A 16,621-nucleotide genomic window follows, 5' to 3' on the forward strand; every position below is an offset into this window, starting at 1 on the left:
TCCACGAACAAGGCCCCGGAGGTCCGTCACCGCACCCAACACAAACCCAGCCCGCCGCAGGCGCAACGGCGAACAACACCCGCGGCGCAGCAGACGGCTACGTGCGGGGCGCCGCAAAGCGCGCAACGACGAGCGAGCCCCGCGGCGCAGCAGACGGCCACGTGCGGGGCGCCGCAAAGCGCGCAACGGCGAGCAAGCCCCGCGGCGGGACGGCCAAGTACGTGGGAGGCGCCGCAAAGCGCAGCGCTGGGCGCCTAACCTCAACCCGTGCGAAAGCGTTCGAGAAACCGGCTGTGGTTGCTGTTGCCCTACGTCCTCTTCCTTGCGGTGTTGCCGGTGGCCAACCGGGTGGCGCCGACCGTGCTGGGGCTGCCGTTCCTGTTCTTCTGGATGCTGGTGGCGACGCTCGCCACCCCGTCGGCCGTGTGGCTGGCGCGGCGTGGTGACCGGGCGCGGGGCCGGGGCGGGGAGGGGGTGTGAACGCAATCGGGAACGCGACCGTTTCCACGGGCCTGTTCGGTGGGTTCATGGTCGTCACCGTCGTGCTCGGGCTGCTGGCCGTCCGGGGCCGGGGCTCCGGCGGCGGGCTCGCCGAGTGGTCGGTGGGCGGCCGGAGTCTGGGGACCGTGTTCATCTGGGTGCTGATGGCCGGTGAGAGTTACACCAGCTTCAGCTATCTCGGTGCCGCCGGGTGGGGGTACAACTTCGGCGCGCCGGTGCTGTATGTGGTGGCCTATATGTCCTGCGGCTATGCGCTGGGGTATGTGGTCGGGCCGATGCTGTGGGGTTACGCCCGCCGGCACGGCCTCGTCGGGATCACCGACATCGTCGCCCACCGCTACCGGCGGCCCTGGCTGGGGGCGGCGGTGGCCGTTCTCGCGACGGTGTGCCTGCTGCCGTACATCCAGCTCCAGATCACCGGCATGGGCGTGGTCGTCTCGACCATTTCGTACGGGACGATCAGCCTCAACTGGGCCTATTTTCTCGGGTTCGCGGTGACCTGCGGGTTCGTCGTGGTCAGCGGGCTGCGGGGCAGTGCCTGGGTGTCGGTGCTCAAGGACGTTCTCGTCATCGGCACCCTTGGGTTCCTGGTGGTGTACGTGCCGCTGCATTATTTCGGCGGTTACGGGGATTTTCTGCACCGGGTCACCGCCGAGAAGGCGGAGTGGCTGACGTTCCCGGGTCACGCCTCGGGCGGGCTGGGGCAGGTCTGGTTCGTCACCACCACCGTCGTCAACTCCCTCACGGTGGTGATCTTCCCGACGACCGTGGCCGGCTACCTCGGTGCCCGCAACGCCGAGGCGCTGCGCCGCAACGCGATGTACCTGCCCTTCTACAACGTGCTGTTGTTCGTGCCGATGCTGCTGGGGCTGGCGGCGCTGTTCGTGGTGCCGGGGCTGACCGGCGCGGATTCCAATCTGGCGTTGTTCAAGCTGGTGGTGGACTCCCTTCCGGCCTGGGCCGTGGGCCTGATCGGGGTGGCCGCCGCGCTCTCCTCCATCGTGCCGATGGCCGTGTTCATGCTGGTCATCGGCACGATGTGGGGGAGGAGCGTGCTGGGTGCGGTACCGCGCCTGGCCACCCGGCAGAAGCTGTGGTCGCAGGTGGTCGTGGTGGCGGCGGGTGCGCTGGCCCTGGTCCTCACGTACACCGCCCCGAACACCCTGGTCCGGCTGTCGCTGATCTCGTACGAGGGCATGGCGCAGCTCGTGCCGATGTTGCTGCTGGGACTGGTGTGGCGGCGGCTGACGTGGCTCGCCGCGGTGAGCGGCCTGGTGGCGGGGTTCGCTCTGGTCTGTGTCCTGGTCTTCGGGGGACACGACCCGGTGTGGGGGATGAACGCGGGGCTGGTGGGGCTCGCGGTGAATCTGGTGGTGGCGCTGGCAGTCACCTGGCTGGGGCCGCGGGAGGCGGACGACCGGCCGGACGCCGAGGTGCTGGCGGTGGAGGACGAGTTCCCGAAGGGGGAGGACGAACGGGTCAGGGCGTCGTCGTGAGCTTCTTGCCGTCCTTGGAGACCGCGAACCACAGGCCCATCTTGCCCTGGCCGTTGATGTCACCGGGCTGCTTGTCGCCGGTGAAGGTGTAGACGGGCCAGCAGTCGACGGCCAGCTGGCGGATGCCGTCGGGGCGGGTGACGGTGGAGATGAGCTTGGGGGCGATGCCCTTCAGCTTGGAGCGGTCGGCGGGCTTGGCGGGCTTCCAGGTGTCCAGGCAGGCGTCGTTGCAGCCGAACTTCATCGGCCAGGCGCTGTCCTTGTTGAAGCGGTAGAGGGTCATGCCGTTGCCGTCGACGAGGATCTGGCCGAGCTCGGGCTGGTTGAGCACCGAGACGTCCGCGGGTTCCTGGGCGACCGCCTTCTTGCCCTCGGCGGTCAGCGCGTTCCAGGTGCCGCCGACGCCCTGGCCCTTGGTGTCGCCGGCCTTGGTGTCCTTGGCGTAGCGGTAGGCGGGCCAGCCGCCGATGGTCAGCTGTTTGGTGCCGTCGGCGCGGGTGACCGAGCCCAGTGCGCTCTTGGCGATGCCCGCGGGGGCGGAGGAGCCGTCGGCCGGCACCGGGGGCCAGGTGGTGGCGCAGGAGCCGGAGCAGTTGGACTTCGGCGGTTCGGCGGTGTCCTTGTCGAAGCGGTAGAGCGTCATGCCCTTGGAGTCGGTGACGACCGGGCCGAGCTTGGCGTCCTGGTGCAGCGCGAGCGTGCCGGCGCTCGGGCCGGCCTGTGCGGACTTGCCGCTGTCCCCGCCCGCCTGCCCGCCGTATCCGTCGTCGCCCTGTCCGGAGCCGGAGGAGCCGTAGCCGTATTGGCTGGTGCCCTGGCCGGCGGGCTGGACGTTGTCGGTGGTGGTCGTTCCGGCGCTCTGGTTGTCGCTGCTGCCGCAGGCGGCGGTGAGCGCCAGGGTGGCGACCGCGGCGGCCGCGAGTCCCGCACGACGTCGAGTGATCATGGTGTCTCCAATGCCGTTGGGCGAAGTCGATGGGTGGGGTGGTGCGTTGCTTGCCGGTCGGTTGCCGTCGCACGGGGATACGGCAATCGGGGTGCCCGGCGTTCATGCCGCGCGAAGTTTTTCTCCGGCGGCCAAAAACCGTGCGGGAGCGGTCAGTTGCCGCCCTGGACGCGCAGGGCGAGGGCCGGGCAGCGGCGTACCGCGAGCTGTGCCCGGCGCCGCATCCGGGCCGGCAGCGGCATGCTGGCCCGCTCCGGGTAGCCGTCCGGGCCGAGCTTGATGACGCCCGGCACGACGTCCGCGCACAGGCCGTGGCCGCGGCACAGCGTCCAGTCGACCAGCAGCCGTTCCTGCGGCGGGGCGGCCGGCTTGGCCTGGGCGGGCACCGGGGCGGGCAGCGCGGCGGGCGCCGGCCGGTGCCCGGTGACCGGCAGCGCTCCGGTCACCGGGCGGCCGCACCCGAACCCCCGCGCATGGCGCTCGAACTCCTCGGGGAAGGCGGCGAGGGCCGAGGCCACGAACCGCGCGGTGCCGTCCGGGTGGCTGCATGCGCCGCGCTTCTCGACCGCCCGCATGCGGCCCTGCACGGCTTCCAGGGCGGCCTCGCCGCCGCCCCGTACGGCCAGGTCGAGCTGGTCGGCGAGGGCCGGCAGGCCCAGGACGCACGGGCCGCACTGCCCGGCGGACTCGGCGGCCATCCACTGCGCGACCCGTACCGTCTCCCCGGCCGGGCAGGTGTCGTACGGCAGCGGCAGCACCGCGCCGGCGCCCAGGACGGCGTTGCACCCGGCCAGCGAGTCGCGGGACAGCGTGACGGTCTGCGCGTCCGTGGGGGAGACGAAGGTGCCGTGGTAGCCGCCGATCAGCACGCCCTGTCCCTGGTCCATCCCGCACAGTGCCAGGACCCGGGCCAGCGGCACCCCGTAGGGGACCTCCACCACCCGGTTGCCGGCGACGGTCAGCAGCAGGGTGCCCGGCTCCGTGGGCAGGCCCGCGGTCCGGTAGCCGAGGGCGCCGAGCCGGGCGGCCACGGCGAGCTGGGCGTAGGTCTCGGTGTTCGACAGCAGCGTCGGCACGCCGTTCAGCCCGCGCTCGCTGGAGCGGATCTTGCGGCCCGAGGGCAGTCCGGGGCCGCCGCCCAGCCCGTTGATCATCGCGCTGCCCTCGCCGGTGACGAACCGCTCGGTCAGCAGGGTGACCCGTAAGGCCGGCCGCACCGGGCCCCGTTCGGCGATCGCCCGCTGTACCGAGTCCTCCACGTCCGTGCGGGTCACCCCCAGGGCGACCTCCTGGGCGCCGAGCGCGTCGGCGGCCAGCAGCGCGCCGTCCAGCACCAGATGCGGGGCGTGCAGCAGCAGCGCGGTGTCCTTGAGGCAACTCGGCTCGCCCTCACTGCCGTTGACGACCACCGCGGCCTTGCCCTCGGCGCGCCGCATCCCGTCCAGCACCGCGGACACCTTGCGGGCGAACGGGAAGCCGGCGCCGCCGCGGCCGCGCAGGTCGATGTCCTCGGCGAGCGCCACCAGTTCCTGCGCGGTGAGCTGCGGCAGGCTGCCGTGCCGGGCCAGATGCGCCACCCGGTCCATGCGCGGCATCTCGTCGAGCCCGGCCAGCAGCCGTGGCGGGCCGAACGACGCCAGCGTCGGTACGGGCTCCGGCGCGGTCAGCGCCGGGAGCAGACGGGTGGGGGCGGGGGCGGTCATGGGAGGTCTCCTGAGTTCGTGCGTGCATCGCGCAGCCGCAGGGCAAGCCGTACGGCCACCGCGGCGAGACAGACGGCGTATCCGGCCAGGGCCCAGCCGGCGGCGGCGCGGCCCGACTTCAGGCCGTGCACCAGTGCCAGGCCCCACGCCAGGTATGCGCTCATGTGCAGCGCACGCCACCAGCGGGAGGCCGCGATGCCGGTGAACGCGCCGCGGACCGCGCCGGTCACCGCGACGGCGACGAACACGTAGGCGGCGAGCGTGCCCAGGCCGATGAGGACCGGGCGGGCGCCGTCGGTGAAGGGCACCGCGACGGACACCCCTGTGGTGTGGCCCTCGGCGACCTTGACCCAGATGTGCAGGCCGAGGAAGCCGAGTCCGGCGACGCCGGTGCCGCGGTGCACGGCCTGGGCGAGCAGCCGGTGGCCGGTCTGGAGCACCATGCGGTCGGTGGCCGCCAGGCCCCACAGGACCGTCACCGACAGCGAGACCAGCGCGAGGACGCCCGCGCCGAAGTCGAGGAAGCGCACCAGGGTGTCCATCGCGCCGGAGTGCAGGGTGACGGCGATGAAGAGCAGCAGCGCGGCCGGAAGTGCGGGGCGCAGCAGGGCGGTCGGGGTGGGGCCGCCGGGCGTACGGCGGCCCGGCGGCCCGGGTTCTTTGGGGGGCCGCCGGGCGCGTGTGCGGTCCGGCGAGGGCCGGGCGCGGTGTGCTGCCCGGCGGCTCTGGCGGGTCTGCAAACGCGGTGCGGACATCGGACCTCCCGGTGTCGGGGCACGGGTGCGGGACGCGAATTCCGGTGAAATTCCGTCGGCGGGGTATTTGCCCGAAGCTATTGCGGGGCTTTTGTGCGGGTGACCCCCGGTAACACTAAACATTCCGTAACCGGGTGGATACACAGGGCCGTAAACCGGATGTGCAAAAGCATCTACGAGGCCGTTCAGGCTTTCGTAAGGTTTATCGCGCTGTGACAAATTCCTGCAGCGGCGTCGCGGTCGCGCCGGGGGACTCCGGATGATGCCCAGTCAGACGCACGGGGGCGCCCTTCCCCAGTCCAACCCCCCATCCCCGCCAGGATCGAGGTAGCTGATGTGTGATCTCCTGAACCGCATCTGGTCGCGTCCCCGAGGCGAGTGGACCCGGGTAGTCAGAAATGAACTCCCGGGCCTCGCGGAGAAGGTGGTCGCGGAGTTGCAACGCGGATTTCCCGCATTGGCGTCACTTCTCGGCGATACCCCCGTGGAAGAGGCGCAATGGGCCCTGGAACAGGCGCTGCTGACAGTTCTGGGTTACCAAAAAGAGTCGGAAAGTAAACGTCCGGCCGTGTCATCGGTCGTCACACCGATGCCGGTCGCCCGGGCCCGCCAGGACCTCTTCGAAGTGCTCGCCGGCCAACGCGAAGCCCCCGAGGAGGGGTTGGGAGAGCTGGCCCGCGCGGCCGGCTGGCCGGTCCCGGACACCCTCCAGGCCGTCGTCCTCGCCACCCCCGCCGAGGCGCCCCAACTCGCCGCCGCGCTGGGCCACGCACTCATCGGCACGGTCGACGGCTACACCTGTCTCTTCGTTCCGGACCCGGCCACCCAGACCCGGGCCCGGCTGGAGGCCGCGCTCAAGGGGCGGCCCGCCGCGGTCGGTCACGCCGTACCCGCGACGGACACCGCCTCGTCCCTGCGCTGGGCCCGCTATCTGCTCACGCTGGGGCCCGGCCGGGTCGGCCCGGAGTCCCGCCCCGCCTTCGTCGACGACCACCTCTCCGCCCTGCTGCTCCTCCAGGACGAGTCCCTCGCCGACGCGCTGACCTCCCGCTGGCTCGGCCCGCTGGAGGAACTGACTCCCCGTCAGAGCGAACGCCTGGAAGTCACCCTGCTCGCCTGGCTGGAGGGCGGCGGCGCCCCGGAGGCGGCGAAACTGCTGCATGTCCACCCGCAGACGGTCCGCTACCGGCTCCGCCAGATCGAGAAGCTCTTCGGCCCGGTGCTGCGTGACCCCCGCACCCGCTTCGAACTCGAAATGGCCCTCCGCAGCCGCCGCCTGATGGCCCACGTCCGTTCCTACCGGGCCCGGGCCGGCCGCCGTGCCCGGGCCGTCGCATCCTCGATACGGCCCCTGGGCATGGCCCGGGAGGCCCGGGTGAACGGCCTCTGACCCTCCCGGTTCCCTTCTCCCCGCACCATCCGGCCCACCGCCCCGTCCCTGCGCAGGGACGGGGCGGTGGGCTGTTGTGCAAGGTCAACTCCGCCCCGCCGCCGCGAAGATGCGGTCCAGCTGGTGGCGGAGGACCGCGGTGGCCGAGTCGGGGGTGCGGTGGCCGACCAGGATGCTGGTGCCGAGGCCGGCGGAGAGGGCCAGGAGGCTGCTCGCCTCCAGGCGGGGTTCCAGGCCGGGGGTGGTGAGGCCGGCCGCGGACGCCTGGCGGAGCAGGTCGGTCAGGACGTCCTCGGCGGCGCCGGGGTGCTGGAGGAACGGCTGGGCGGCGAGGGCCGGTTCGGTCACCGACAGCACCGCGTACGAGGTGTAGACGAGGTGGAAGGTGCGGCTCTCCTCGTCGGTGGGCAGGGACGCCAGGAGCAGGGATTCCACGGTGGCGCGCGGTCCGGGGGCGGCTTCGGCGGACCGTGCCCGGGCGGCGACGCGTTCGCCGAAGCGGACGGCGAGGTGCTGGAGTCCGGCCAGCAGCAGCTTCTCCTTGGTCTCGAAGTAGTACTGCACCAGCCGCAGGGAGACGCCCGCCTCGGCCGCGACGTCCCGCATGCCGACGGCGTGCAGTCCGCGCCGCCCGGCGACCCGGACGAGGGCCTCGGCGATCTGGGTGCGCCGTTCTGCGTGGTCCACGCGTTTGGGCATCGGGCGTGTCTCCGCTCGTCGTTTCCGCCGGTGGGCTCGGCCGTCAATTTTGATGGTACCGCTGTACCAACATCGTGGTACGGTCGTATCACGAAAACAGACGCCCCTGGAGGTGACCGTGTCCCCGTCCACCACCCGTAGCCGGGCCGATATCGGCCGCTATGTGAACGACGCCCTGCGTGACCGCTACTTCGCGGCCTGCGATGCGGTCTACGCCCTCGGTGCGCCCCTCCGTGAAGAGACCGACGTGGAGACCTCCTACGGGACCACGCGCGTCTACCGCTACGGTCCGGCGGACCCCGCCGCGGCGCGCCGCACGCCCGTCGTCCTGATGCACGGCTCGGGCAGCTGCTCCGCCATGTGGTACCCGAACACCCCCGCACTCAGCGCCGAGCGGACGGTCTACGCGATCGACACCCCGGGCGACCCGGGCCGCAGCGTGCACCGCGCACCCATGTGGCGGCCCGAGGACGCCGCGCAATGGCTGGACGAGACGCTGGCCGCGCTCGGCCTGGACCGGGTGCACCTGGTCGGCTCCTCGTACGGCGGATGGCTGGTCCTGAACCAGGTGCACCGCTCGCCCGGCCGGCTCGCCTCGGTCACACCGCTGGACCCGGGCGGCCTGGAGAAGGTGGGGCTGCGCTTCTTCGTCTGGATCTTCATCAGCCTCTTCGCGACCTCCGCGCCGCGGGCGTTGCGCCCCGCGCTGGCGAAGTGGCTGGAGCAGCCGGTGCTGATCGTGCCGGAACTGCGCGCGATGATCAGGGCGGGCGTCCGTGCCTTCCGTATCCGCCGCCCGGCCCCGCTGCCGCTGACCGAGGACGAACTCCGCACCATCCGCACCCCGTTGTACCTGGTGCTCGGCAAGCGGAGCCTGCTGGTGCACCCGAAGCGGCAGGTCGAACGGGTACCGCGGCTGATCCCCGGGGCCCGCGCCGAGATCGTCTCCGCCACCGGTCACGGACCGCAGATCGATCACGCCGACCTGGTCAACGAGCGGATGCTGGCGTTCATGGACTCCGTGGACCGTGCGGACGACCAGCGGAATGCGTCTTCTACCATGGCGGGATGAGCCACCACACGTCCGATGACAGCGGCCCCGCCAGCACCGGGGGCGGCCGGTCCTCGCACAGGGGGACCCTGCCGTCGTGGGACACGCTCGTCCGCGCGGCGCGGTGGGAGACGCTGGCGATCCTGTTGCTGCTGATCGTGCTGGCCTTCGTCTTCGCCTGAGGGCGGGCCGGTACACGTGCGAGGGCCCCGGGGCGGACAGCCGCCCCGGGGCCCTGGCGCATCAGCGGATCAGCGGCATTCGCGGCCGCCGTTGATGCAGGAGACCGCCTTGTTCATCAAGTCGTCCGACATCACGTTGATGAAGTCGCCGTGGTCGGTGACGGGTTTGTGCAGCTGCTCGGGGAAGCTGTCGACGGCGAAGCTGTTGCCCTGCGGGACGTCGTAGGTGATCCGCTCGACCAGTTGCGGGATCGCCCGGAAGTTGTTGGGGCAGTTGCCGTTCCGGTCGGAGAACGCCACGTGGTCGCGGTGGTTGCCGCTGTCGATGTCGCGGCCGTCCCAGCAGTTCTGGAACGCGAAGGTGCGGACGACCTGCGAACCGTTGGGGCACAGCGGGTACTTGTCCTTGAGCTGGCGGTCCTCGAAACCGGTGCAGGACCAGGAGGCGTTGGCGTTCTTCGTGCCGTTGGTGAACGCCTTCGCGTCTCCGGTGATGATGCGCAGGAAACGGGGCATGGCCTGGACCTGCCCGGCCTGGCTGCCGCGGTAGGTGAGGGTCACCGTGGCCGGGGTGATCACCGAGCCGACGTTGGCGTCCTGGGCGGCCCCCGGCTTCTGCTCGGCGTTCCCGTCGAGCTTGCGCAGCACCGGCCAGTAGTAGGTGGACTGGTCGCCGTTGGTGCAGGTGGTGTCGGAGGCGGCCAGGGAATCGTTGTTGGAGAAGGCGTCGGTGGTCTTGTTGCCGACGTAGTCGTGGGTGTGGTGGGCGCCGTTGCTGACGCCCGGCGTGACGATGACGTTGTCGGGGTTGAAGTGGCCCTCCTCGTTGCGGCCGCACTCGGTGGTGAAGGTGCCGGTCGTGGCGTTGCCGCCGCGGGGCGCGGCGAACGGCGGGTCACCGGCGTTCGGCTGGACGGCGGTGATGTCGACGAAGTCGTCGGGGGAGGGCCCGCCGGGCCGGTTCTGCTGCTGGTCGCCGTTCTGGCCCTGCTGCTGACCCGGGTCCTGGGACTGCTGCTGACCGCCGTCCTGACCCGGCTGCTGATTCTGCTGCTGACCGCCGTCCTGGGGCTGGGGCTGCTGCCCCTGGTACCAGCCGTCCCGGGTGGACTTCGTCGAGTCGAAGCCGCCGGTGCCCGCCCCCTCGTCGACGGGCTTCATGGTGCAGCCGCTCATCTTCCACAGGTACGACGGCCGTTTGGCGTCCCGGGCGATGGCGGTGATCATCGTGCTGATGGTCCGCTGCCGCTGCTGCTTGAGCTGGGTGAGGACGGTGCTGCCGCTGCCCGCCATCATCCGGTGGTAGGCGTCGTGCACCTGCCGGTCGAGCGTGGCCAGGCCCTTGGAGACCTGCAGCTGGGCGCTGTGCGGGACCTGGCGCAGCTTTATCCCCACGTCCGGACAGGAGATCGTGCTGGCCAGGACGGTGTGCTGATGGCCGGCTGCCGGCTGTGAGTCGTTGCTGCCGGCCAGCGCCGTGGTCGCGACCGCTGCGAGGCCGCCGCCGCCCAGCAGGAGCGCGGCCGCGGCGACCAGCATTCTGTTCGTCAGGCGGGAGCGTTTATGGGACTGCTGCCGCTGCTGCCGTGGGCGGTGCCCTTGCCGTTGCGTCATGAGATCACTTCGCTTCGTCCGGTGTGAGGGGTGGGGTGGATGCGCCTTGGGGGTCGGCCGGCCGGCGTGCGCCCCGGCTGCCGTCCGCCGCGGCCGGGCACGGCCCGCCGCTGGACGCCTCAGCTGCTGTGCAGGGTGTTGAAGTCGACCTGGCCGGTGTTCTCCAGGACCGTGATGTGGTCCAGCACGGTGGAGTTGGCCTTGTTCGCCAGCGAGCGCACCATCGTGTTGCGGGTCTGGTCGCGGACCATCGCGATCAGGCCGAAGACCTTGCCGTGCGACCGGCGCAGCAGCTCGGCGAAGAGGCGCGGGTACTCGGCGTCCGAGGCGGAGTTCAACTGCCCCAGCCAGCCCTGCTGTTCGGCGGTGGGCTGGTTGGGCAGCGGGATGCCCAGGGCCCGCCCGGCCTCCACCGACCGCCGGTCCAGCTCGGTGTGGCCGGCCACGAGGTGGTCGCCCGCGGTACGCACCGCCGCCGTCCTGCCGCGTTCCTGGGCCTGCCGGCCCGCGGGCATCTCCCACAGCCCGGCCAGCCTGACCTTGCGTACGAAGTCCCGGTCCATGGCGGTCAGCGGGCCGTAACGGGTGTTGACCGTGCCGCCGCCGTCATCGTCGTACGAGACCGTGTTCGTCGCCGCCGACGCGCTCTCCCCGAAGAGCTGCACGGGCAGCAGCAGCGCCGCGAGCGTGGCCACGAGCGCGGCGACCACCAGTCCCGTGGCGATGGACCGCCCGGATGCTGCGGAATTGCTGAGGATCGACCGCACGGAGCGCCTCCCGGTTCGTCCCTACGGGAATGGACTGGAATGCCACCGGACGCTAGGCCGCGCACCGGGTCCGTGGACGCGGGTTCTCACCCCTGGACAAATTACGGCCGGGCCCGCCGCGACACTGCTACGGTGCCGCGGGCGGGCCCGGCCGGGAGCCGGTGCGCAAAAGGGCAGGCGTGTGCCCGGCGCGCGGACGGGGCCGTGCGCACCGCCCACGGGACCGGGTCCTTCGGTGTGCGTCCGTCAGCGTGCGTACAGGCCCGTCGCCGCCCACCGGCGGCGTTCCTTGCGGGTCTCCGGCTCCTGGCGCTCGCCCTGGGCGTACAGGGCGTCGATCTCCGCCGCGTAGGCCCGTACGATCGCCGCCCGACGCAGCTTCATCGAGGGCGTCACCAGCCCGGACTGCTGACTGAACTCGCCCGGCAGGATGCGGAAGGCACGGATCGACTCGGCGCGGGACACCGAGGCGTTGGCGCGCGCCACGGCCCGTCGGACCTCCGCCTGCAACTGCTCCTCCGGCGACGGCCCCGAGGCCGCACCGCCGCCCGTACCGCCCTCCTCCGGCTCACCGCGCAGCTTCCGCCACTGCGCCAGCGCCTCCGGATCGAGGGTGATCAGCGCCGTCACGTACGGCCGGTTGTCGCCGACGACCACGCACTGCGAGATCAGCGGATGGGCACACAGCCGGTGCTCCAGCCCCTGCGGAGCAACGCTCTTGCCGTTGCTGGTGATGATGATGTCCTTCTTGCGGCCGGTGATGACCAGATAGCCGTCGTCGTCCAGGTGCCCGAGGTCACCGGTCGGCAGCCAGCCGTCGTACAGCCCGCTGCCGGGACCGTGGCCGCTGCCGGGACCGTGGGCGGCGCCGGGGAACGGGCCGTTGCCCGGGCCGGCGCCGCGCCGGTGCCTGCCGTTCGGCCCGGCCCCGGCCCCGGCGCCGGTGACGCCGCTTCCGGCCCCGCCCCCGCCCCCACCCCGGTCCCCGTCGTCCTCCCCGTCGTCCAGATAGCCCGCGAACACCACCGGCCCGCGCACCCACACCTCGCCGTCCAGCGCCAGATGGATCGCGCTGCCCGGCAGCGGGAGGCCCACCGTTCCGAAGCGGACCCGGCCCGGCGGCTGGGCGGTGATCGCACCGCTGGTCTCCGTCAGGCCGTACCCGTCGTAGACCGTGATGCCGATACCGGCGAAGAGCAGCCCCAGCTCCCGCAGCAGGGGCGAACCGCCGGACACCGCGGTCCGCACCCGGCCGCCCAGCAGATCCCGGATACGGGAGTACACCAGCCGCTCGTAGAGCGCGTGCCGGGCCCGCAGGAACGGGTCGGGGCCGCGTCCGGTGCCCCGGGCCTCCGCGGCCTGCGCCTCCGCGTACCGCACCGCGACGGTCATCGCCGCGTCGAACATCCGCCGCCGGCCCGCCCGTTCGGCGGCGAGCCGGGCGCGGGCGCAGATCTTCTCGAAGACGTGCGGCACCGCGAACAGGAACGTCGGCCGGAACGACGCGAGGGCCGGCAGCAGCTCCTCCGCGGAAGGGTCGGGCTGATGGGCGAGCTTCACCCCGCCGCGCAGGCACGCGACCTGCACCACGAGCCCGTAGACGTGCGCGAACGGCAAGAACGCCAGCAGGGACGGGCGTTCGCCGGGCGGCGCCAGCAGCCCGCCCCAGCCCGCGTAGAGGGTGTCGCACTCGGCGGCGAGATTGGCGTGCGTGATCACGCAGCCGCGCGGACGCCCGGTGGTGCCCGAGGTGTGCACGATCGCCGCGGTCGAACCGGGCGCGACGGCGTGCCGCAGCCGGTGCACATCGGCCTCGGTCAGCCGGGTGCCCTCCTCCATCAGCCGCTGCACGCAGTCCAGGTCCAGCTGCCACAGCCGGCGCAGCCGCGAGCGCGCGTCGCACGCCTCCGCCACGGTCATGGCGTGCGCCTCGTGCTCGACGACGATCGCGGTGACGTCCGCCCCGTTGAGGATGCAGCGAAGCTGCTCGGCCGACGCGGTCGGATAGACCGGCACCAGCTCCCCGCCGATCGCCCACAGCGCATAGCTGAACAGCGTCCACTCGTAACGGGTCCGGGACATCAGCGCGACCCGCGCCCCGGGCCGGATCCCGTCCGCCAACAGCCCCCTGGCCAGGGCCATCACCTCGTCCCGGAACTCCCCGGCGGTCACCTCCAGCCAGCCGTCCGGCGCCCGGTCGTCGCGCCGCGCCAGCTGGGCGAAGTCCGGCTGGTGGGCGGCGGTGTCGAAGACGGAGTCGGCGAGGCCGCCGGTCCGTAGCGGAGCCGCCAGGGCCGGAACGCTGATGTCGCGCACAGCACCTCCTAGGTGTTCCCCCTTGGTCCCCGGTCCCCCCTCCCGGTCCACCGCCGTCCCGACGGCAGGGAGGGCAAGTTACCCACAGGTGCCCCGGCTGCCCAGGTCTCCGGCTACTCTTGAGCGGAAGACGACAAGTCCTGGTAAGCGGGTAGGCGGAAGGAGGCGCAGCATGTACCGGCTCGTCGAAGCATGGCGGCTGTACACCTCCGCGACCCTCTTCCTCCTCGTCGGCCTCCTCCTCACCCAGACGGGCCTGACGACGGCCCTGGCCGCGGCCGCGACCACCGCCGCGCTGTTGCTGCTGTGCAGCGCCTTCCTGCTCGCCTCCTGCGCACAGCCGGTGCCACCGGGCCGGATCCGTACGGCGATCCGCGACCGTGAGCGGCGAACGGCGTTCCTGCCCCAACGCGACCCCGACGCGGCCGGCCGACCGCGCCCCCGAGCACCGGGCCGCACCCTCCCGACGGCCGCGTAGACGCGGGGGCAGGCAACTCCGCACCTCTCGGGGCGGATACCGCACTCTTCAGGTTGCGGATAACGCATTCCTCAGGGCGGATCCGGTATTCCTCAGGGCGGATCCCGTATTCCGGCATTCCGGGCGTAGGCCCGCCTCCGGGCATGGGCCGCGCCTCTGGGCTTCCCTGTCCCTTCGCCCGCGTCTGCGCAGCTCGTCACGCCGACATCCTGTTCCGGCACGACGAGACCCGTGGAGGGCTCACCCATGTCCATGTTCGGCTTCCTCGGCGATGCGCTCGGGCGCGGCGCCGCAGTACTAGATCCGCTCTTCGGCGACGCGGCCGTGGCCGCCACCATCGTCCTGTTCACCCTCGCGGTACGCGCCGCACTGCATCCGCTCGCCCGCGCCGCGGCCCGCGGCGAGAAGGCCCGCGCCGCCCTCGCCCCCCAACTCGCCGCCCTCCAGCGCAAGCACAAGAACGACCCCGAGCGGCTGCAGAAGGCGATGGCCGACCTGTACGCCAAGACAGGCGCCTCGCCACTGGCCGGCTGCCTGCCGTCGCTGCTCCAACTGCCCGTGTTCTTCGTGATGTACCACCTCTTCTCCACCGGGGGCGGCGGTCTGCTCGACCACACGCTGCTGGGCGCACCGCTCGGCGGCCACTGGAGCGAGGCCCTGGCGGCCGGCGGCCCCTTCGGCCCGCAGGGCCTGGTCTACCTCGCGCTGTTCGTACTGATCGCGGCTGTCGCCACCTGGAACTACCGACGCGCCCGCGCCACCGCGGCCCAGGCCCCGGCCCTGACCCCGATGCCGACCCTGTCCCCGTCCCCGGACCGATCGGTGCCCGGTATGGCCTCGTTGGCGAAGCTGATGCCACTGCTGTCGTTCGGCACGCTGATCACGGTGGCGGTGGTCCCGCTGGCCGCCGGCCTGTACATGGTGACGACCACGACCTGGACGGCCTGCGAACGGGCGCTGCTGAAGCGGGACAAGGGGGAGACGGGGCCCGAGGGGACAAAGGGTCCCGAAGGAAAGAAAAGGCCTGGGGGAATGAAGGGGCCTGAGGGAAAGAAGGGTCCTGAGGGAAAGAAGGGTCCTGAGGGGGACGAGCGGCAGAAGCGGCAGAAGCAGGAGGGGCGGCAGAGGCGGCAGAGGCGGCAAGGTGCTGCGCCGGTCGCAGTGGAAGGGAACAGGGCGGAAGGGGACACGACCGCTGCGAAGAAGCCGGCGGTCGGCCCCGCCGCCGGTACGCCGTCCCACGCCACCACCTCCCCTCAGCTCGGAGCGCAGCAGCGCGGACCTCAGCAGCGCGCACCGAAGAGCCGTGCGGCCCGGCAGCGGGCGGCCCGGGCAAGGGCCAACGCGCAGGCGCGCACCCGGGCCGACGCGCAGACGCGGCGCCCCCTGTCCGCCGATGCACAGGCGAGGACCCGGTGCGACTCGGGTGGCGACTCGGGCGGCGACGCGAGCGGTGGCGGACCCATCGTTACTACCGCTCAGTAACGGTCCAGTCCGTGAACGGGGTCTTGCGGACTGGACCCCGTTCTCGGAGGATCAACCAAATCGCTCGATGGCCGTCCCCCATCGGCCGGCCCGGAAGACCCCTTCCAGGGCCGACCTTCGACCACGGGAGTTGAACCGATGAAGCTGCTGCGTGTCGGAACGGTGGGGGCGGAACGCCCGGCGCTGCTCGACGAGGAAGGGGTCCTGCGGGACCTGTCGGGACTGGTGCCGGACATCGACGGAACGCTGCTCGCGGACGACGAGAAACTCGCCCGGATCCGCGCCGCCGCGGCCGCCGGCGACCTGCCCGCCCTGGACGCCACGGGGCTGCGCACCGGTCCGCCGGTGGCCCGGATCGGCAAGATCGTGTGCATCGGGCTGAACTACCACGACCACGCCCGCGAGACCGGCGCCCCGACCCCCGAGGAGCCGATCATCTTCATGAAGGCCCCCGACACGGTCGTCGGGCCGGACGACACGGTGCTCGTTCCGCGCGGCAGCGTGAAGACCGACTGGGAGGTGGAGCTGGCGGTCGTCATCGGCCGTACCGCCCGCTACCTGGAGACCGACGAGCAGGCGCTGGCGGCGGTGGCCGGTTACGCGGTGGCGCACGACGTCTCGGAGCGCGCCTTCCAGATCGAGCGCGGCGGCCAGTGGGACAAGGGCAAGAACTGCGAGACGTTCAACCCGCTGGGCCCGTGGCTGGTGACCGCCGACGAGGTACCCGACCCGCAGGCCCTCGGCATCCGGCTGTGGGTCAACGGCGAACTGAAGCAGGACGGCACGACCGCGGAGCAGATCTTCCCGGTCGCCGAAGTGGTCCGCTACGTCAGCCAGTTCATGACCCTGTACCCGGGCGACGTCATCAACACCGGCACCCCGGCCGGCGTCGCCATGGGCCAGCCCGAACCGAAGCCGTACCTCAAGCCCGGCGACGTCGTCGAACTCGAAATCGACGGCTTGGGCCGCCAACGCACGCAGCTGAAGCCTGCGTAGGCGGGGTGCCTCCCACGTAGCTGGCTTTCCCGCCGCGGGGCTTGCTCGCCGTTCGCGCTTTGCGGCGCCCCCGCACGTAGCTGGCTGTCCCGCCGCGGGGCTTGCTCATCGTTGCGCTTTGCGGCGCCCCGCACGTAGCTGTCTGCGGCGCCGCGGGTGTTGTTCGCCGTTGCGCCTGCGGCGGGCTGGGTTTGTGTTGGGTGCGGTGACGGACCTCCGGGGCCTTGTTCGTGGACTGCTGT

At 72.0% G+C, this 16,621-nt stretch carries 15 protein-coding genes; 8 read left to right on the top strand and 7 right to left on the bottom strand.

Going from position 1 to position 16,621, the window contains the following annotated elements; all coding sequences use genetic code 11:
• The first annotated feature begins 267 nt into the window (after window positions 1-267).
• Both AB0E02_RS38605 and AB0E02_RS38610 read left to right on the top strand, forming a co-directional pair.
• Window positions 268-480 (top strand): DUF3311 domain-containing protein, encoded by a 213-nt coding sequence (locus AB0E02_RS38605; RefSeq protein ID WP_362149251.1) that lies wholly within the window; start codon window positions 268-270, stop codon window positions 478-480.
• A 47-nt stretch (window positions 481-527) separates the two neighbouring features.
• On the top strand, window positions 528-1,997 hold the full coding sequence (locus tag AB0E02_RS38610) for a sodium:solute symporter family protein (protein ID WP_362149288.1): 1,470 nt from the start codon (window positions 528-530) through the stop codon (window positions 1,995-1,997).
• Here AB0E02_RS38610 and AB0E02_RS38615 read toward each other — a convergent pair.
• The 3 genes from AB0E02_RS38615 to AB0E02_RS38625 form a co-directional block, all read right to left on the bottom strand.
• Window positions 1,981-2,943 (bottom strand): SCO0930 family lipoprotein, encoded by a 963-nt coding sequence (locus AB0E02_RS38615; protein WP_362149254.1) that lies wholly within the window; start codon window positions 2,941-2,943, stop codon window positions 1,981-1,983. The genes AB0E02_RS38610 and AB0E02_RS38615 overlap by 17 nt on opposite strands.
• 152 nt (window positions 2,944-3,095) lie before the next feature.
• A complete protein-coding gene (locus tag AB0E02_RS38620) occupies window positions 3,096-4,646 on the bottom strand; it encodes an NADH-ubiquinone oxidoreductase-F iron-sulfur binding region domain-containing protein (protein ID WP_362149257.1) in 1,551 nt (516 codons plus the stop codon).
• Window positions 4,643-5,401 (bottom strand): hypothetical protein, encoded by a 759-nt coding sequence (locus tag AB0E02_RS38625; protein WP_362149260.1) that lies wholly within the window; start codon window positions 5,399-5,401, stop codon window positions 4,643-4,645. The genes AB0E02_RS38620 and AB0E02_RS38625 overlap by 4 nt, the downstream gene beginning before the upstream one ends.
• Before the next feature lie 568 nt (window positions 5,402-5,969).
• On the opposite strand from AB0E02_RS38625, the gene AB0E02_RS38630 reads away from it, so the two are divergent.
• The gene (locus AB0E02_RS38630) at window positions 5,970-6,791 is read left to right on the top strand and encodes a helix-turn-helix domain-containing protein (RefSeq protein ID WP_362149263.1); all 822 of its coding nucleotides are present in this window, start codon (window positions 5,970-5,972) and stop codon (window positions 6,789-6,791) included.
• An 84-nt stretch (window positions 6,792-6,875) separates the two neighbouring features.
• Here AB0E02_RS38630 and AB0E02_RS38635 read toward each other — a convergent pair whose 3' ends face one another.
• Window positions 6,876-7,490: a TetR/AcrR family transcriptional regulator gene (locus AB0E02_RS38635; RefSeq protein ID WP_362149266.1), complete on the bottom strand. Its 615-nt coding sequence runs from the start codon at window positions 7,488-7,490 to the stop codon at window positions 6,876-6,878.
• 112 nt (window positions 7,491-7,602) lie between these two features.
• Between AB0E02_RS38635 and AB0E02_RS38640 the strand changes: the two genes are divergently transcribed.
• Complete coding sequence (locus tag AB0E02_RS38640; RefSeq protein WP_362149269.1) at window positions 7,603-8,562, top strand: alpha/beta fold hydrolase; 960 nt, start codon at window positions 7,603-7,605, stop codon at window positions 8,560-8,562.
• On the top strand, window positions 8,559-8,723 hold the full coding sequence (locus tag AB0E02_RS38645) for a hypothetical protein (RefSeq protein ID WP_362149272.1): 165 nt from the start codon (window positions 8,559-8,561) through the stop codon (window positions 8,721-8,723). The genes AB0E02_RS38640 and AB0E02_RS38645 overlap by 4 nt, the downstream gene beginning before the upstream one ends.
• Window positions 8,724-8,792: 69 nt before the next feature.
• Here AB0E02_RS38645 and AB0E02_RS38650 read toward each other — a convergent pair whose 3' ends face one another.
• The 3 genes from AB0E02_RS38650 to AB0E02_RS38660 all read right to left on the bottom strand — a co-directional run bounded on the left by AB0E02_RS38650 (window position 8,793) and on the right by AB0E02_RS38660 (window position 13,420).
• Window positions 8,793-10,262, bottom strand: coding sequence for a DUF1996 domain-containing protein (locus AB0E02_RS38650; RefSeq protein WP_362149291.1), 1,470 nt, complete (start codon window positions 10,260-10,262; stop codon window positions 8,793-8,795).
• Between the two features lie 194 nt (window positions 10,263-10,456).
• Window positions 10,457-11,104 carry a DUF4142 domain-containing protein gene (locus AB0E02_RS38655; RefSeq protein WP_030416307.1) on the bottom strand — a complete coding sequence of 216 codons (648 nt, stop codon included), beginning with the start codon at window positions 11,102-11,104 and terminating at the stop codon, window positions 10,457-10,459.
• 246 nt (window positions 11,105-11,350) lie between these two features.
• Window positions 11,351-13,420, bottom strand: a complete 2,070-nt coding sequence (locus AB0E02_RS38660) for an AMP-dependent synthetase/ligase (protein ID WP_362149276.1) — start codon at window positions 13,418-13,420, stop codon at window positions 11,351-11,353.
• A gap of 172 nt (window positions 13,421-13,592) precedes the next feature.
• Here AB0E02_RS38660 and AB0E02_RS38665 point away from each other — a divergent pair, with 172 nt between their 5' ends.
• The 3 genes from AB0E02_RS38665 (at window position 13,593) to AB0E02_RS38675 (ending at window position 16,379) form a co-directional block, all read left to right on the top strand.
• Entirely contained in the window at window positions 13,593-13,898 is a 306-nt protein-coding gene (locus AB0E02_RS38665) for a DUF6412 domain-containing protein (RefSeq protein WP_362149279.1), read from the top strand.
• A gap of 246 nt (window positions 13,899-14,144) precedes the next feature.
• Window positions 14,145-15,383: a membrane protein insertase YidC gene (gene yidC / locus AB0E02_RS38670; protein WP_362149282.1), complete on the top strand. Its 1,239-nt coding sequence runs from the start codon at window positions 14,145-14,147 to the stop codon at window positions 15,381-15,383.
• 138 nt (window positions 15,384-15,521) lie between these two features.
• The gene (locus AB0E02_RS38675) at window positions 15,522-16,379 is read left to right on the top strand and encodes a fumarylacetoacetate hydrolase family protein (RefSeq protein ID WP_362149285.1); all 858 of its coding nucleotides are present in this window, start codon (window positions 15,522-15,524) and stop codon (window positions 16,377-16,379) included.
• The last annotated feature ends 242 nt before the right edge of the window (window positions 16,380-16,621 follow it).

Origin of the sequence: Streptomyces sp. NPDC048196 (assembly GCF_040652715.1) — a bacterium.
GTDB classification, from domain to species: domain Bacteria; phylum Actinomycetota; class Actinomycetes; order Streptomycetales; family Streptomycetaceae; genus Streptomyces; species Streptomyces siderophoricus.